Origin of the sequence: Curtobacterium sp. 22159, assembly GCF_052045775.1 — a bacterium.
Classification (GTDB): domain Bacteria; phylum Actinomycetota; class Actinomycetes; order Actinomycetales; family Microbacteriaceae; genus Curtobacterium.
Genome location: NZ_JBQEPN010000002.1, coordinates 368,878 through 382,524, shown reverse-complemented (window position 1 = coordinate 382,524; position 13,647 = coordinate 368,878). Strand labels below are relative to the sequence as shown.

The 13,647-nt window shown below is 73.5% G+C and carries 11 protein-coding genes; 3 read left to right on the top strand and 8 right to left on the bottom strand.

Translation table 11 applies throughout. The features are described from left to right. Positions 1–15: 15 nt before the first annotated feature. The 4 genes from ACTJKO_RS03955 to ACTJKO_RS03940 all read right to left on the bottom strand — a co-directional run bounded on the left by ACTJKO_RS03955 (position 16) and on the right by ACTJKO_RS03940 (position 4,249). Positions 16–1,206 carry an ABC transporter substrate-binding protein gene (locus ACTJKO_RS03955; RefSeq protein WP_440685877.1) on the bottom strand — a complete coding sequence of 397 codons (1,191 nt, stop codon included), beginning with the start codon at positions 1,204–1,206 and terminating at the stop codon, positions 16–18. 73 nt (positions 1,207–1,279) lie between these two features. Further along, entirely contained in the window at positions 1,280–2,143 is an 864-nt protein-coding gene (locus tag ACTJKO_RS03950) for an ABC transporter permease (RefSeq protein ID WP_440685875.1), read from the bottom strand. Then, positions 2,143–2,910 (bottom strand): ABC transporter ATP-binding protein, encoded by a 768-nt coding sequence (locus tag ACTJKO_RS03945; protein ID WP_440685873.1) that lies wholly within the window; start codon positions 2,908–2,910, stop codon positions 2,143–2,145. The genes ACTJKO_RS03950 and ACTJKO_RS03945 overlap by 1 nt, the downstream gene beginning before the upstream one ends. Positions 2,911–2,971: 61 nt before the next feature. After that, on the bottom strand, positions 2,972–4,249 hold the full coding sequence (locus ACTJKO_RS03940) for an amidohydrolase family protein (protein ID WP_440685871.1): 1,278 nt from the start codon (positions 4,247–4,249) through the stop codon (positions 2,972–2,974). A gap of 151 nt (positions 4,250–4,400) precedes the next feature. Here ACTJKO_RS03940 and ACTJKO_RS03935 point away from each other — a divergent pair, with 151 nt between their 5' ends. Next, on the top strand, positions 4,401–5,027 hold the full coding sequence (locus tag ACTJKO_RS03935) for a helix-turn-helix domain-containing protein (protein WP_440685869.1): 627 nt from the start codon (positions 4,401–4,403) through the stop codon (positions 5,025–5,027). Next, positions 5,024–5,992 (top strand): PDR/VanB family oxidoreductase, encoded by a 969-nt coding sequence (locus ACTJKO_RS03930; RefSeq protein ID WP_440685867.1) that lies wholly within the window; start codon positions 5,024–5,026, stop codon positions 5,990–5,992. The genes ACTJKO_RS03935 and ACTJKO_RS03930 overlap by 4 nt, the downstream gene beginning before the upstream one ends. Positions 5,993–6,046: 54 nt before the next feature. Here the strand turns inward: ACTJKO_RS03930 and ACTJKO_RS03925 are convergent, their stop codons facing one another. After that, positions 6,047–7,444 carry an amidohydrolase family protein gene (locus ACTJKO_RS03925; protein ID WP_440685865.1) on the bottom strand — a complete coding sequence of 466 codons (1,398 nt, stop codon included), beginning with the start codon at positions 7,442–7,444 and terminating at the stop codon, positions 6,047–6,049. Positions 7,445–7,536: 92 nt separating this feature from the next. On the opposite strand from ACTJKO_RS03925, the gene ACTJKO_RS03920 reads away from it, so the two are divergent. After that, entirely contained in the window at positions 7,537–8,832 is a 1,296-nt protein-coding gene (locus tag ACTJKO_RS03920; protein ID WP_440685863.1) for an amidohydrolase family protein, read from the top strand. Positions 8,833–8,862: 30 nt separating this feature from the next. Here the strand turns inward: ACTJKO_RS03920 and ACTJKO_RS03915 are convergent, their stop codons facing one another. From ACTJKO_RS03915 to ACTJKO_RS03905, 3 genes are read right to left on the bottom strand one after another with little or no spacing between them, the layout of a single operon-like run. Further along, positions 8,863–9,855, bottom strand: coding sequence for an XdhC family protein (locus ACTJKO_RS03915; protein WP_440685861.1), 993 nt, complete (start codon positions 9,853–9,855; stop codon positions 8,863–8,865). Continuing rightward, on the bottom strand, positions 9,855–12,656 hold the full coding sequence (locus ACTJKO_RS03910) for a molybdopterin-dependent oxidoreductase (protein ID WP_440685859.1): 2,802 nt from the start codon (positions 12,654–12,656) through the stop codon (positions 9,855–9,857). The genes ACTJKO_RS03915 and ACTJKO_RS03910 overlap by 1 nt, the downstream gene beginning before the upstream one ends. After that, positions 12,653–13,459 (bottom strand): FAD binding domain-containing protein, encoded by an 807-nt coding sequence (locus ACTJKO_RS03905; RefSeq protein ID WP_440685857.1) that lies wholly within the window; start codon positions 13,457–13,459, stop codon positions 12,653–12,655. Before ACTJKO_RS03905 ends, ACTJKO_RS03910 begins: the two co-directional genes overlap by 4 nt. Positions 13,460–13,647: the final 188 nt, after the last annotated feature.

Genomic DNA, 13,647 nt, shown 5'->3' with positions numbered 1-13,647 from the left:
TCGGCCGACCGGGGATCAGTTGCCGAGACCGATGGACTTGTCGAGGAACTCGTTCGTGTACAGGTCCGAGGTCGTCAGGCCGCTCTTGACGTCGCCGGAGCCCGCGAACACCGGGGTCGCCTTCTTCACGAAGTCCGACATCCGCTGCTCGTCCATCGAGCCGATGAAGCCGTCGGTGTCCTTCGCGATTCCGAGCTTCACCATCTGGGCCGCGGCGAACGCGCCGACCTTCGAGTCGTAGGTCCAGCCGTTGTTGTACTGCTGCACCAGCTTCGTGATGAGGTCGTTCGTCGCGCCCGGCGACTTGAGGTAGTCGACGTCCGCCTGCTGCATGACGGGGACGAGCTTCTTCAGGCAGGGGCTGAGCTTCTGGAGGTCACCGGACCGGACGCTCATCGCCTCGGGGTACGGGTTCCACCCCGTGCTGGAGATGAGCGAGTAGTCGACCTTCTTGCCCCAGGCCGCGACCTGGTTCTGGTAGATGTACGGCTCGGCGGTGGCGAAGCCCTGCTGCGCGTCCTTGCCGCCGGCGGCGACGAACTTCGACGGGGTGCCGTCGTAGCTGCCGTCGAGGACGCTCTTCGGCAGGACGCCGGACTGCTGCAGGTAGGTCATGTACGAGGCGCCGTTGAAGTAGCGGACGACCCCGCCGTCCTTCTCGAGCGCCTTGCCGAGGCCCTTGATGCTGTCGACCTTCGGGTACGTCTTCGGGTCCCACATCAGGACCATCGGTGACGTGTCGTTCTCGGCGAACACCGCCGTGGTGGGCAGGTTGCCGGAGAACTGGACGGCCTCGTCGGTCGAGACGTAGCCGAGCGTGATCGACTTGTCCTGGTACATCTGCGAGGAGACCTTCGAGTAGCCGATGGCCGGGCCGCCGGCGCGGATCTCCAGCTTCACGCCGGTGCTCTTGCCGTTCGCGTAGAGGTCGCCGGTGACGGACTTGTCGGACGCGTCGATCGAGGGGTTCGGTCCGAGCATCTCGTAGAGGTGGCCGTGCTCGCCCTCCGGGTTCCAGTCGGTCTGCACGACCACGGTGGACGGGCAGACGCCGGACAGGTCGACCGCCGGGCCGCTGGCGGCCTTGGTGCTCGCGGCGCTCGTGGAGGTGCCGGCGGACGAACCGGCGGCGCACCCGGTGAGGGCGATCGCGGTCGCGGCGACGGCTGCGGTCGCGATGCTGAGGCGGCGGGTGGTGGTGCGCATGGAGGCTCCGTTCGTGGTGCGGGTCTCGTGGTGCTGTCGGGTTGGGGAAGGGGACGGGACGGGTGGGAGGTGGTCAGCTGAACTCGTGCCAGCGGCCGACGGCCAGGCGGCCGAGCAGGCCGAAGACGAGGAACACGGCGACGCCGTAGAGCGAGGCGATGATGATGGTCGCGTAGAGCTCCGGGCCCATCAGCCGCGACGCGGTGACCTGGATGAGCACGCCCAGGCCGGCGTTGCCGCGCTGGAAGAACTGGTCGCCGACGATCGCGCCGATGACGCTCAGGCCGGCGGAGGTGCGGAGGCCGACGAAGATCGACGGAAGGGCCGCCGGGATCCGCAGCTTGAACAGCTGTGCCGCGCGGCTCGCCCGCTGCAGCTGGAAGAGTTCGCGCTGCCCCTTGTCGGCGGACTGCAGGCCGAACAGCGTGTTCGACACCATCGGGAAGAGCGCGATCATCACCGTGACGATCACGCGGCTCGTGAACTCGTACCCGAACAGCGCGCCGATGAGCGGCACGAGCGCGAGGATCGGCACGCACTGCAGGACGACCGCGTACGGGTAGAGCGAGTTCTCGAGCCACTTCGCCTGCGCCATGAGCATCGCCCACACGACGCCGATGACGATCGCGAACGCGAGACCGACGAGGGACACGACGGTCGTGCGGCCGAGCGCGGACCACAGGTCGCTGCCGAACGTCGAGGGCGAGCCGTCCGGCATCGTCGGCGCGACGATCGCCTTGAGCACGAGGTGCGGGTACGGGACGAGGAACGCGAGGTTGCGGACGTGGTCGTAGTAGGCGGCCGCGGCGTACCAGACGCCGACGAGCACGGCGAGGACGACGACGGGCTGCCACCACATCACCGTGCGGCGCGGACGGGAGCGCCGGACGGCGACGCGAGCGACCCGGGCCTCGGTGACCTCCTGCAGCGTGGCCATCAGCGGTGTCCTTCCCGGAGTGCGTGCGAGACCTCGCCGACGAGCTCGGCGAACTCGGGGGTGAATCGGATGTCGGGGTCGCGCGGCATCGGGAACGGCACGTCGAACCGCCCGACGACGCCGCCCGGACGCCCGGACATGACGATGACCTTCGTGGAGAGGTACACCGCCTCGGACACCGAGTGGGTGATGAAGAGCCCGGCGAACCGCTGCTGGACGAAGAGCCGGAGGAGTTCGTCGTTGAGGCGCTCGCGGGTGATCTCGTCGAGGGCGCCGAACGGTTCGTCGAAGAGGAACAGCTCCGGGTCGAGGGTGAGCGACCGGGCGAGCGAGACGCGCATCCGCATGCCGCCGGAGAGCTGCTTCGGCAGGTTCGTCTCGAACCCGTTCAGGCCGACCAGGTCGATGGCGCGCTTCGCCTTCTCGGCGCGCTCGGCCTTCGGGACGTGGCCGAGCTCGGCGAGGAGTTCGACGTTGCCCTGGACGGAACGCCAGGGCAGGAGCGTGGCGTCCTGGAAGACGTAGCCGATGCGGTCCGCGGCGACGCCGGCGGTGCCGTGCGAGGCCGTCTCGAGTCCGGACGCGATCCGGAGCAGGGTCGACTTGCCGCAGCCGGAGGGGCCGACGACGGAGACGAACTCGCCACGGTCGACGGTGAGGTCGACGCCCTGGAGCGCGACGGTGCCGTTCGGGAACGTCATCTCGACGTCCGCGAAGTCGAGCAGCGTGTCCGTCCTCGTGACGGGTGCTGGAGCGGTGGTGGTCACGGCTACCTCTTCTTCTGGCTTCTGGTCGGGGTGGGTGCTGGGTCGGTCGGGCGGGGCCCGGTCAGGAGACGAGCCCGGCGGGGAGCGGGGTGGCGGGGAGCGGGGCGGCCACGGTGCGGCGGACCTCGGTGACGGCGACGACGCGGCCGTTCGCGATCACCGTGCGTTCCGCGGGTGCGTTCGCGACCGCGTCGACGAGGCTCGTGGCCGCGACGGCGACGAGGTCGGCCCGGGCGCCGACGGCGACGCCGGCGACGGGCAGCCCCATGACGCTGCGGGCGCCGTCGGTGACGAGGGTCCACGCCTCGTCCGGGGTGAGGTGCCCCGCGCTCACCAGGAGTGACGCGGTCTCGAAGGCGTCCGAGCGGCCGACGGGATTGAACGGGTCCCGCACGTTGTCCGCTCCGGCCGCGACCCGGACGCCTGCGTCGATGAGGGCCCGGAGCGGTGCGATGCCGCGCGGGGTGGCGACCGGGTGCTGCCACCCCTGCAGGTACAGGTTCGTGATCGGCAGTGCGATGACGCCGAGGTCGGCGGCGACCAGGTCCGCGATGACCTCGTCCAGTCGCGCGGGCGACAGGGTGCCCAGCCGGACGCAGTGCCCTGCGGAGTACTGGCGGTCGCGGGGCCAGTCGCGGACGGTCCGGGCGTAGCGGTCCAGGGTCACCGGGCCGTCCAGGTTCTCGTCGGCGTGGAGGTCGACGCCCAGGCCGCGCCGTGCGGCGACGGCGAGGAGGCGGTCCACGTCGGCGTCCGGGTCGTCGGCCAGGTGGGGTGCACCCCCGACGAGGTCGACGCCCAGGTCGAGGACGGCCTCGACGTGCTCGTCGGGCACGTGCGGGCCGGCGAGGGCCACGAGCTCGATGTCGACGAGCCCGGCGAGCTCGCGGCGCACCTGCACGAGGGCCCGGGCTCCTCGGGTGGCCTCGTGGAGGGACGCCTCCCCGTGGCCGCTGAGCACGTCGACGTGGGACCGGACCGCGGTGGTGCCGGCGGCGAGCATCGCGAGGGCCTGCGTCCGGGCGCGGTCCGCGATGTCCTCCACCGTCATGGTGGTCGCGTGGTCGCGCCAGGCCTCGATCGCGGACCCGAGGTCGCCGAGGGGCGGCTGGATGCGGTCGAAGCTGAGCGCCTTGTCGAGGTGCGCGTGCGGTTCGGCCGGGGCGGTCAGGAGGAGGCGGCCGTCGAGGTCGAGGACGGCGTCGGCCGGAGCGGTGCGGGTCCGTGCCGGAGCGACGTCGGTGACCGTGCCGGCGCTGACGGAGACGTCGACCCGGCGCCCGTCGGGCAGGAGCGCGTCACGCAGGAGGGTGACCGGACGGGGCAGTTGCTGGTCCACGGGACCCCTCTCGATCGTGTGTGAGAATGTTGATCGCATCAACATCGCCGATGCTACGAGGGCCGTGTTTCCCCTCTGTTTCGCGGCGGTTGCCGTTCGTGACACCGCTCCGGCCGACGGCCCCGAGCGGTCCGAGACTCCAGGAGTCGTCATGCCCACAGACCTCGTCCAGACCGTCCCGCCGAACCCCCGTGTCGTCGACGACCAGGCCCGCCGCATCGGTGAGCACATCCGCGGACTCCGCCGGGCCAGGGGCCTGACCCTGGTGCAGCTCGCCGATCGGACCGGCCTGTCGCACCCGTTCCTCAGCCAGCTCGAACGCGGGCACTCGCGCGCCAGCATGGTGTCGCTGGAGAAGATCGCCCTGGCGCTCGAGACGAGCCAGGTCGAGCTGCTCGCCGCTGGCGACCCGCAACCGCGCGACCCCGACGACAGGCGTCCCGACGTCCTCCGGTCGGACGAGGGCGCGCGGGGACCGTTCTCGCAGGGCGAGGCGCGCCTGCTCGTCCACGGCGGCGCGCACGCGTTCGAGCCGCTCGAGTTCACCGGCTCGAACACCGACCCCGGAGCGTTCTACGAGCACCGCGAGGACGAGTTCCTCTACGTCCTCGGCGGCTCGGTCCGGCTCGACCTCGGCGCCGACGAGCCGCTGCTCCTCGGTGCCGGCGACTCCGCGTACTACCGAGGCGGTACCCCACACCGGTGGTGCAGTCCGGACGGGGGCCGCTTCCACCTCATCGTCGTCAAGGAGAGCCCGACGCGCGGGGGTGCGTCGTGAGCGGCGGCATCACGAACGGGCAGGCGGCCCGGTTCCCGGTGCGGGTCGCCGACCGACGGGTCGTGGCGCGGGACGTCGTGACCGTCGACCTCGCACCGGTGGGCACGGCGACGCTGCCCGGATGGGAGGCCGGGGCGCACATCGACGTCGAGGTCACCCCGGGCACCGAGCGGCAGTACTCGCTCGTCACGACGACGCCCGAGGGGCACTGGCGGGTCGCCGTGCTCCGGGAGCGAGACGGCCGCGGTGGTTCGGCGGCGGTCCACGACGGGTTCGCGGTCGACGACCTCGTCGTCGTCGGCGGCCCGCGGAACCACTTCGGGTTCGACCCGTCCCGGCCGGCGGTCTTCGTCGCGGGCGGCATCGGCATCACGCCGATCAGCGCCATGATCGCGGCCGCCGAGGCCGCCGGCACCCCGTGGGAGCTGCACTACGCCGGCCGGAGCCGCGCGGGCATGGCGTTCGCCGACGAGCTGCAGCGCGCCCACCCCGAGCGGGTCGTCGTCGCGGCCGCCGACGAGGGCCGCCGGGTCGACGTCGCGGCGCTGCTCGCGGATCCGCGGGGAGCGGTGGTCTACTGCTGCGGCCCACGGCGCCTCATGGACGCCGTCGAGGCTGCGGCAGCGCACTGGCCCGCGGGCAGCGTCCGTGTCGAGCGGTTCGAACCCGCCGAGGACGTCGACGCCCCGGGGGAGGCGTTCGAGGTCGAGCTCGCCGTGTCCGGGTCGACACTGACCGTCCCCGGGGACCGGTCGGTGCTCGAGGTCGCCGAGGACGCCGGCGTGTTCGTCCTGTCGTCGTGCCGCGAGGGGACCTGCGGGACGTGCGAGACGCCGGTGCTCGAGGGGACGGTCGACCACCGGGACACCGTGCTCAGCCCGGCGGAGCAGGCGGACGACCGCACGATGATGATCTGCGTGTCCCGCGCGGCCGCGGGCTGCCGGAGACTGGTGCTCGAGCTGTAGCGACGCCGACGAGCACGGCTGGCGAGCTGCACCGCGGCTCGCCAGCCGTGCCGTTCACGGTCGTTCGGTCCCGTCGAGCGACGCCCCGGTGAGCGCCGACAGCCGTTCCAACCCCGCCTCGCGGACGAGCTGCCGCGCGAGGGGCCGGGCACGCTCGACCGCCTCGACCACGTCGACCTTCGTCACCTCGGAGTCCTCGACGCTGAGGTCGCCGTCGACCCACACGTCCCGGACCTCCCGGCTACCCGCGACGAACACGACCGCCTGGTACGGGTCGTGCACGTTCGCGAGCGTCGGGCTCTCGCCGTCGAACACGACCAGGTCGGCACGCTTGCCGGGTTCGAGCGACCCGATCTCGTCGTCCATCCGGAGCGCCCGCGCGCCGCCGATCGTCGCCATCTCGAACGCCTCCCGAGCGCTCATCGCGGTGGCCTGCAGGTCCCGCACGCGGGCGAGGAGGGCCGCGGTCTTCACCGCCTGCAGGAAGTCCTGCGAGTCGTTCGACGCGGGCCCGTCGACCCCGATGCCGACCGGGATCCCGAGCGCCCGCATCTCTGCGACGGGTGCGATGCCGCTGGCGAGGATGCCGTTCGCGACGGGGTTGTGGGCGACGCCGACGCCGTTCGCCGCGTAGCGCTCCCGGTCGTCGCGGTCCACCCAGACGCTGTGTGCGGCGATGACCGGGACGGCGAACATGCCGGAGGCCTCGGCGTGCCCGACGACGGTCTTCCCGGTGCGCTGGCGTGCGGCCGTGACCTCCTCCCGGACCTCCTGGATGTGGATGTGGATGCCGTGCCCGCCGTCCACGGCGTAGCCGATGTGCTGCTCCCAGGCGTCGTCGGTGTACCGCCCGATCGAGGACATGCCGACGCGGAACGTGCTGTACCGGCTGGCGTCGGCGGCTTCGCGCAGGGCGTGGAACTCCTCGAGGATCGGCGCGGGACCGAAGCCGCGGTCCACGTCCCCCGACCCGAACGAGACGACGCCACGGAGGCCGAGTTCCTCGAGCGCCTGCACGACCCCGGGCGTCGCCGGCTCGCCGGGGATCGGGTCCGAGCAGAACATGTCGTTGGCCGTGGTCACCCCGCTGCGGAGCATCTGGATGCCCTGCAGCAGCGTGCCCGCGTACGCCTTGTCCCGGGTCATCACCGGGTTGACCCGCGAGATGAGCTCCTGCAGCCACTCCCACAGGGTGTACTGCGAGCCGATGCCGGTGATGAGCCCCTCGCTGAAGTGTCCGTGCGTGTTCACGAACCCGGGCGTCACCACGTCGTTCGCTCCGCCGCGGACCACGGCGTCGGGGTGGGCGGCCGCGAGCTCGGCGTACGGACCGACCGCGGCGACGCGGGCGCCGTCGAGGAGCACCGCGCCGTCTCGGATCGCCGCGGGGGTCGCGGCACTGGCGGGGGCGGCGGTGAGCACCCAGCCGCCGCGGATCAGGGTGAGGGTCATGCCGCGACCCTAGGAGCGCCGTGTCACGCGGGTGTTTCGGCCAGGTGTCCGGCCGACACGTGCCCGAAACGCGCCGCTGCTAGAACGTCGTCATGCTCACCGTCTCCGGCGCCGTCCGTGTCCTCGTCGATCCCCGGACCGAACGCGACGGCGACGTCGTGCTCGACGACGGCCGTCCCGAGCACAGCGTCCTCGACGCCTCCGGCGCCGTGGTCACCGCGGGGCTCGTCAACGCGCACCACCACCTCCTGCAGACCGCGTTCCGCACGCTCCCCGGGACCCGCGGCGTGCGCATGGCGGACTGGCTGCCGACCATGGCCGCGGCGTACGGCCGTGTCGGGCACGACCCGGAGCTGTACGGGCTCGCGGCCGCGGTCGGGGCGGCCGAGGGGCTGCTGTCCGGGGTCACCACGATCGCCGACCACCACCTCAACTGGCCCGCAGACGCGTCCGCCGACGACACCGTCGGCCTCGCTGCCGCCACCGCCGATGCCGTCCGCGGGCTCGGTGGACGGCTCGTGTTCGTCCGCGGCTCGGCTCGTGACGACGCGGACCGCGCGGGGGAGTCGGCCGAGGCGATCGTGCGCGGACTGCTCGGTCCGGGGGCGCCGGGCGGGGTCAGCCCGGACGGCCGGCTGCAGGTCGCGGTCGGTCCGGCCGGGGTGCACTCCGACCCGGAGGCGACGTTCCGGGTCCTCGGCGACGTCGCGGCACGGTACGGCCTCCGTCGTCGCACGCAGGCGAACGAGCAGGTCGACACGGCCATCGCCCTCGAGCGCTACGGTCGTCGGCCGGTCGACCTGCTCGAGGAGTGGGGCTGGCTCGCTCCCGACGTCACCCTCGCGCACCTCTGCGACGTCACCGACGACGAGATCGCACGGCTCGCGGCCGCCGGCGTCACCGCGACGCACGCGCCGGGGTGCGACGTCCCGATGGGCTGGGGGATCGCGCCCGTGGCCAGGCTCCTCGACGCCGGCGTGGCCGTCGGTCTCGGGACGAGCGGGGGCGGCAGCAACGACGCCGGTCACCTGCTCGCCGACGCGCGGCTGGCGATGCAGGTCTCGGCGCTGGTCGGTCCGCAGCTGCCCGCCCGCCAGGTGCTCGGCGCGGCGACGGAGGGCTCTGCGACCGGCCTCGGTCGCCCCGAGCTGGGGCACCTCGGTGACGGCACCGCCGGGGACCTCTGCGTGTGGGACGTCTCCGGGGTCGCGGACGCGGGCGTCGACGACCCGGTCGCCGGACTCCTCTGGGCCTCGCCGGGTCGCCGTCCGCGGCACGTCGTCGTCGGCGGCCGGGTCGTGGTGCGCGACGGTGCGCTCGTCGGCGTGGACGAGCGCGAGCTGGCGGCCCGGCTCCGTGGACGGCTCGCCCGCACCCCGGCCGTCTGACCGTCGACGTCGCAGCGGCCTGGAGGCGCGTCAGCCGACCGCGAGCGGGCGGCGGTGGAGCGGGCCCTCCGTCCGTGCCAGGGGGCGGCCGGTCGCGCCCGACCGGACGGCGATCACCTCCGCCATCACCGACACCGCGATCTCGGCGGGGGTCGTCGCGCCGATGTCGAGCCCGATCGGGGACCGCAGACGCTCGACGTCCGGTGTCCCGAGCGCACCCAGGGCGTCGAGCCGGCGTGCGTGGGTCGCGCGGGACCCCATCGCGCCGACGTACCCGGCGCCCCGTCGGAGGGCCAGGTCGATGACCTCCGCGTCGAAGCGGTCGTCGTGGGAGAGCACGACGACGACCGTGCTCGGGTCGATCACGGTGTCCGCGAGGGTGCGGGGCGGCCAGCCGAGCACGAGGTCGTGCGCCGCCGGGAACCGCTCGGGGGTGAGGAAGACCGGGCGCGGGTCGTACACGGAGACGGCGTAGCCGAGCACGGCCGCGGCGTTCGTCACGGCGACGGCGAACTCGACCGCCCCGACGACGAGGCAGCGGGCGCGCCCACCGGCGTGCTCGGTGTAGACCCGGCCCGCACAGCCGTCGGGCCGCACGACGACCTGCCCGAGCGTGTCCGGCGCGAGCGACAACCCGAGCGAGGTCGGCGTGCCCGCGGCCGCACGTCGGAGCGCGTCGACCACGGCGGTGTCGTTCGGGCCGACGCGGTGCACGAGGACCTCGACGCGGCCACCGCACCGCAGCGCGGGCGCCCACACGGCGTCGGGGTCGTCCGGCGACGCGTCGAACCCGAAGCGCTCGAGGACGGCGGTGCCGGTCGCGAGCACGTCCTCGGCGACGGTGAACAGCGCGCCCTCGACGCACCCGCCGGAGATCGTCCCGACGACCTGACCGCCGGGCAGCACCGCCATCGACGTCCCGGTGCCGTTCGGGGCGCTGCCCTCCACGTCCACCGCGGTCGCCACGACGACGGGAGCACCGGTGTCCAGCACGGCGAGCAGCCGGTCCGCGAGCTCGAACATCAGCGGTCCCCGTCCTGGACGAGCGCCCAGACCCGGTCCCGGGTCATCGGCAGGCGGTACGGCCGCACGCCGATGGCGTCCCGGACGGCGTTCGCCACGGCGGGTGCGACAGGGTTGTACGGCGCCTCGCTCATCGACTTCGCCCCGAGGGGGCCGAGCGGGTCGTGGGTCCGGGCGAACAGCACGTCGGTCCGGGGCACGTCGGAGATCTTCGGGACGCGGTAGGCGCGGAAGCTGTCGGTGGTGACCCGGCCGGTGTCGTCGACCACGACCTCCTCGTACAGTGACGACCCGATGGCCTGGGCGGCCCCGCCCTCGACCTGGCCGCGCAGCTGTTCCGGGTTCATGACCGTGCCGGCGTCGACGGCCTGGACGCTCTGCAGCACGCGGACCTCGCCGGTGGGCCGGTGCACGGCGACGCGGACGCCGTGCACCGTGAACGCGACCGAGCGCGGGGTGCCGTCGTGCTGGCCGTGCGCGACGAGCGGCCCCTCGGCGAGGAGTTCGGCGGCCGTGACGAGGACCCCGCCGACGTGCACGCCGTCGGGTCCGAGCTCGACCGCCGGGCCGAGCACGCCGGAGTCGGTCCGGGGCGTCCGGTCGGCGACGAGGGTGAGGGCACGGGCGACGACCTGCTCGCGGAGCGTCGTGGCCGCCGCGTACAGGGCCTTGCCGGCGACGACCACGCCCGCCGAGCCGAACGCGCCGGTGTCGTGCACGGCGGCGTCCGTGTCGGACTGGTGCACGGTGACGCGGTCGGGTGTGGTACCGAGCGCGGTGGCGACGAGCTGCGTGTGCACCGTGGTCGTGCCGTTGCCGAACTCCGCGGTGCCGACGCCGATCCGGTAGCGCCCGTCCGCCGTCAGCTCGACCGACGCGTGGGCGTGGTGACCGCGCGGCGGGACCGTCGCGATGGCGGCGAGGGCCGTCCCGGTGCCGAAGGCCCAGTCGTCGGAGTCGTCCAGCACCGGTCCGTCCATGCGCGGCACCAGGGCGTCGCGGGCGGCGGTGTCCGGTCCGGTCGCGAGTGCCTCCTCGACCAGGTCGAGGCACTGGTCGAGGCCGTAGCTGCCGTCGAAGTGCAGGTCGGTCTCCTCGTCCGGGTCGGTGACCACGAGCGGGTCGCCGGGCACGATGACGTTGCGGCGGCGCAGGGTGAGCGGGTCGACGCCGAGCTCCCGGGCGAGCTCGTCCATCGCGGACTCGATGGCGAAGACCACCTGGCCGAGGCCGTACCCGCGGAACGCCCCGGACGGCAGGTTGTTCGTGTACACCGACTCGGCGTCCACGCGCTTGTTCGCGCAGCGGTACACGGCGACGGACTCGCTGACGGAGTGGTACATCACGCCGATGCCGTGGTTGCCGTAGGCGCCCGTGTCCATCGTCTGGTCGACGTGCAGCGCCGTGAGCACGCCGTCCGCGGTCGCACCGAGTCGGACGCGGACGCGCATCGGGTGCCGTGCGGGAGCGATGGTGAACTCGTCGCGCCGGCTGAACTCGTACTGCACGCTCCGGCCGGTCCGGAGCACGGCGAGCGTGACGAGGTCCTCGGTGAGCAGCTCCTGCTTGCCCCCGAAGCCGCCGCCGACGCGCTTCGCGACCACCCGCACCCGCTCGGGGTCGAGGCCGAACACGTGGGCGATCTCGTCGCGGACCAGGAACGGCACCTGCGTGGCCGTGCGCAGGACGAGCCGACCGTCCTCGTCGATGCGGCCGCGGGTCGCGTGGGTCTCGAGCGCGGCGTGCGAGACGCGACTCGTGGTCCACACGCCCTCGACGGTGGCGGCTGCGGCGGCGAGGGCGCCCTCGACGTCGCCGGTCTCGCCGTGCAGTGCGGCGACGACGTTGCGGCCGGGCTCGGCGATCCGGTGCTCGGCGGTGGTCTTGTCGCCGTGCAGCAGGGGTGCGCCCGGGCGTCGTGCCGCGTCGACGTCGTGGACGCTCGGCAGCACCTCGTACTCGACGTCGAGGAGCGCGCACGCGCGTTCGGCGGTGCGCACACTGTCGGCGACGACCGCGGCGACCCGCTGCCCGCGGAATCGCAGGACGCGGTCGAGCACCCGCGTGTCGTCGGGGTCGTCGAGCCGTGACTCGTGCCGACCCGTCGAGAAGAGCACGCCGGGGTCGTCGCGCCAGGTCAGGACGGCGTGGACGCCCGGCAGGGCCTCGGCCGCGGCGGTGTCGATCCGGACGATCCGGGCGTGGGCGTGCGGGCTGCCCAGGACGGCGAGGTGCAGGAGCGTCTCGGTGGCGCGGACGTCCCCGGAGGACGGCACGTCGAGCGTGTACTCCTCGCGCCCGGTCACGATCCGCATGGCGGCCGGAGCGCGGACCGATGTCCCGACGGCGTCCCCCGGGGCGGCGCAGGTCGTGTTGACGACCCCGGCCAGGGCGTCCTCGATCGCCCGGTACCCGGTGCACCGGCAGAGGTTCCCCTTGAGTGGCCGGTGGTGGTCGGCGACGTCCTCGGCCGTGAAGGTCGATGCCGTCACCACCATGCCGGCGGTGCAGAACCCGCACTGGAACGCGGCGGCCTCGGCGAACGCCCGCTGGACCGGGTGGGGCTGCTCGGGGGTGCCGAGTCCCGCCGCGGTGGTCACGGTGCGGCCGTCGATGCGGTGCGCGGGGTAGATGCACGAGTGCACGGGGTCGCCGTCGACGAGCACCGAGCAGGCGCCGCAGTCGCCGGAGTCGCAGCCCTTCTTGACGGCGGTGACGCCCTGTTCCCGGAGGAGCGTGCGGAGGACCTGCCCGGGTTGCGGTGTCGCGTCGACCGGGGCGCCGTCCACCTCGAACCTCATGCCGCACCTCCGGCCTCGGCGCAGAGCTGCGCGGCGTGCTCCCTGGCGACGGCCCGTCGCCAGTCGGGGGAGCCGTGCGGGTCGTCGTACCAGTCGTCGTGCGCGGCGAGCGCCGCGTCGACCACGGCGGCGTCGGGCACCCGGTCGTGGCGGAGCACGAGTGGCCGGGGTGTCGCCGCGGTCACGACGAGCACGAACCCGTCGGCGTCCCAGCGTGCGGTGACGAGGACCCCGGAGCGGCCGTGCGGGCTGAGCGCCGTGCGGCGGGAGCCGGTGCGTGCGCGGAGGGCGGTCGTCGGGACCTCGAAGGCGCGGATCACCTCGCCGTCGGCGAGGTCGAGCGACCGGACGCCGAGCACGAGCCGCTCGACCGGGACGCGCCGTTCCCCACCGTCCGGCGTCCACACCACCGCCACGGCGTCGAGTGTGACGAGCAGGGCGATCAGTGCACCGGCCGGCAGCGCGACGCCGACGTTCCCGCCGACGGTGGCGACGTTCCACACCTTGAACGACGCGAGGAGCGCGTTGGCGCACGTCGACACCAGCGGCCACGCCGCCCAGTCGGGGTCGGGGTCGAGTCGGGTGAGCGTCGCGATCGTGCACGTGGCAGCGATCGTGAGGGTGCCGGGACGACGCTCGACGTCGGGCCAGCCGAGGGTCGTCAGGTCGACGAGACCGGTGGTCTCCGGTTGCTCCTCGGAGAAGAGCCAGGTGCCGCCGCCGAGGGGGCGTTCACCGGGCGAGAAGGTGAGTCCGTCGCGGTGCGACGGCGTCCGGACGGTGCGGACGGTGACGAGGTCCATGGGCGAGGGGTCCGATCTGGGCGGTGCGGGCAGGGGCGGGTGCGGACACCGGCCGTCGTCCGTGCGCGATCATGCCCCGGTTCCACCCGGTGACCGGTCGGCTCGAGCAGCTGGCGTGCATGGCGACCTCCCGTCCCGGACCGTGCCTCGATGGGCCAACGGTAGGACCCGGGTGTTTCCGGCCCGTT

Excerpts from the sequence above, each read along its gene's own strand:
- ACTJKO_RS03955 (WP_440685877.1), bottom strand. The coding sequence starts at position 1,206 with ATGCGCACCACCACCCGCCGCCTCAGCATCGCGACCGCAGCCGTCGCC.
- ACTJKO_RS03950 (WP_440685875.1), bottom strand. The coding sequence starts at position 2,143 with ATGGCCACGCTGCAGGAGGTCACCGAGGCCCGGGTCGCTCGCGTCGCC.
- ACTJKO_RS03935 (WP_440685869.1), top strand. The coding sequence starts at position 4,401 with ATGCCCACAGACCTCGTCCAGACCGTCCCGCCGAACCCCCGTGTCGTC.
- ACTJKO_RS03925 (WP_440685865.1), bottom strand. The coding sequence starts at position 7,444 with ATGACCCTCACCCTGATCCGCGGCGGCTGGGTGCTCACCGCCGCCCCC.
- ACTJKO_RS03920 (WP_440685863.1), top strand. The coding sequence starts at position 7,537 with ATGCTCACCGTCTCCGGCGCCGTCCGTGTCCTCGTCGATCCCCGGACC.
- ACTJKO_RS03915 (WP_440685861.1), bottom strand. The coding sequence starts at position 9,855 with ATGTTCGAGCTCGCGGACCGGCTGCTCGCCGTGCTGGACACCGGTGCT.
- ACTJKO_RS03910 (WP_440685859.1), bottom strand. The coding sequence starts at position 12,656 with ATGAGGTTCGAGGTGGACGGCGCCCCGGTCGACGCGACACCGCAACCC.
- ACTJKO_RS03905 (WP_440685857.1), bottom strand. The coding sequence starts at position 13,459 with ATGGACCTCGTCACCGTCCGCACCGTCCGGACGCCGTCGCACCGCGAC.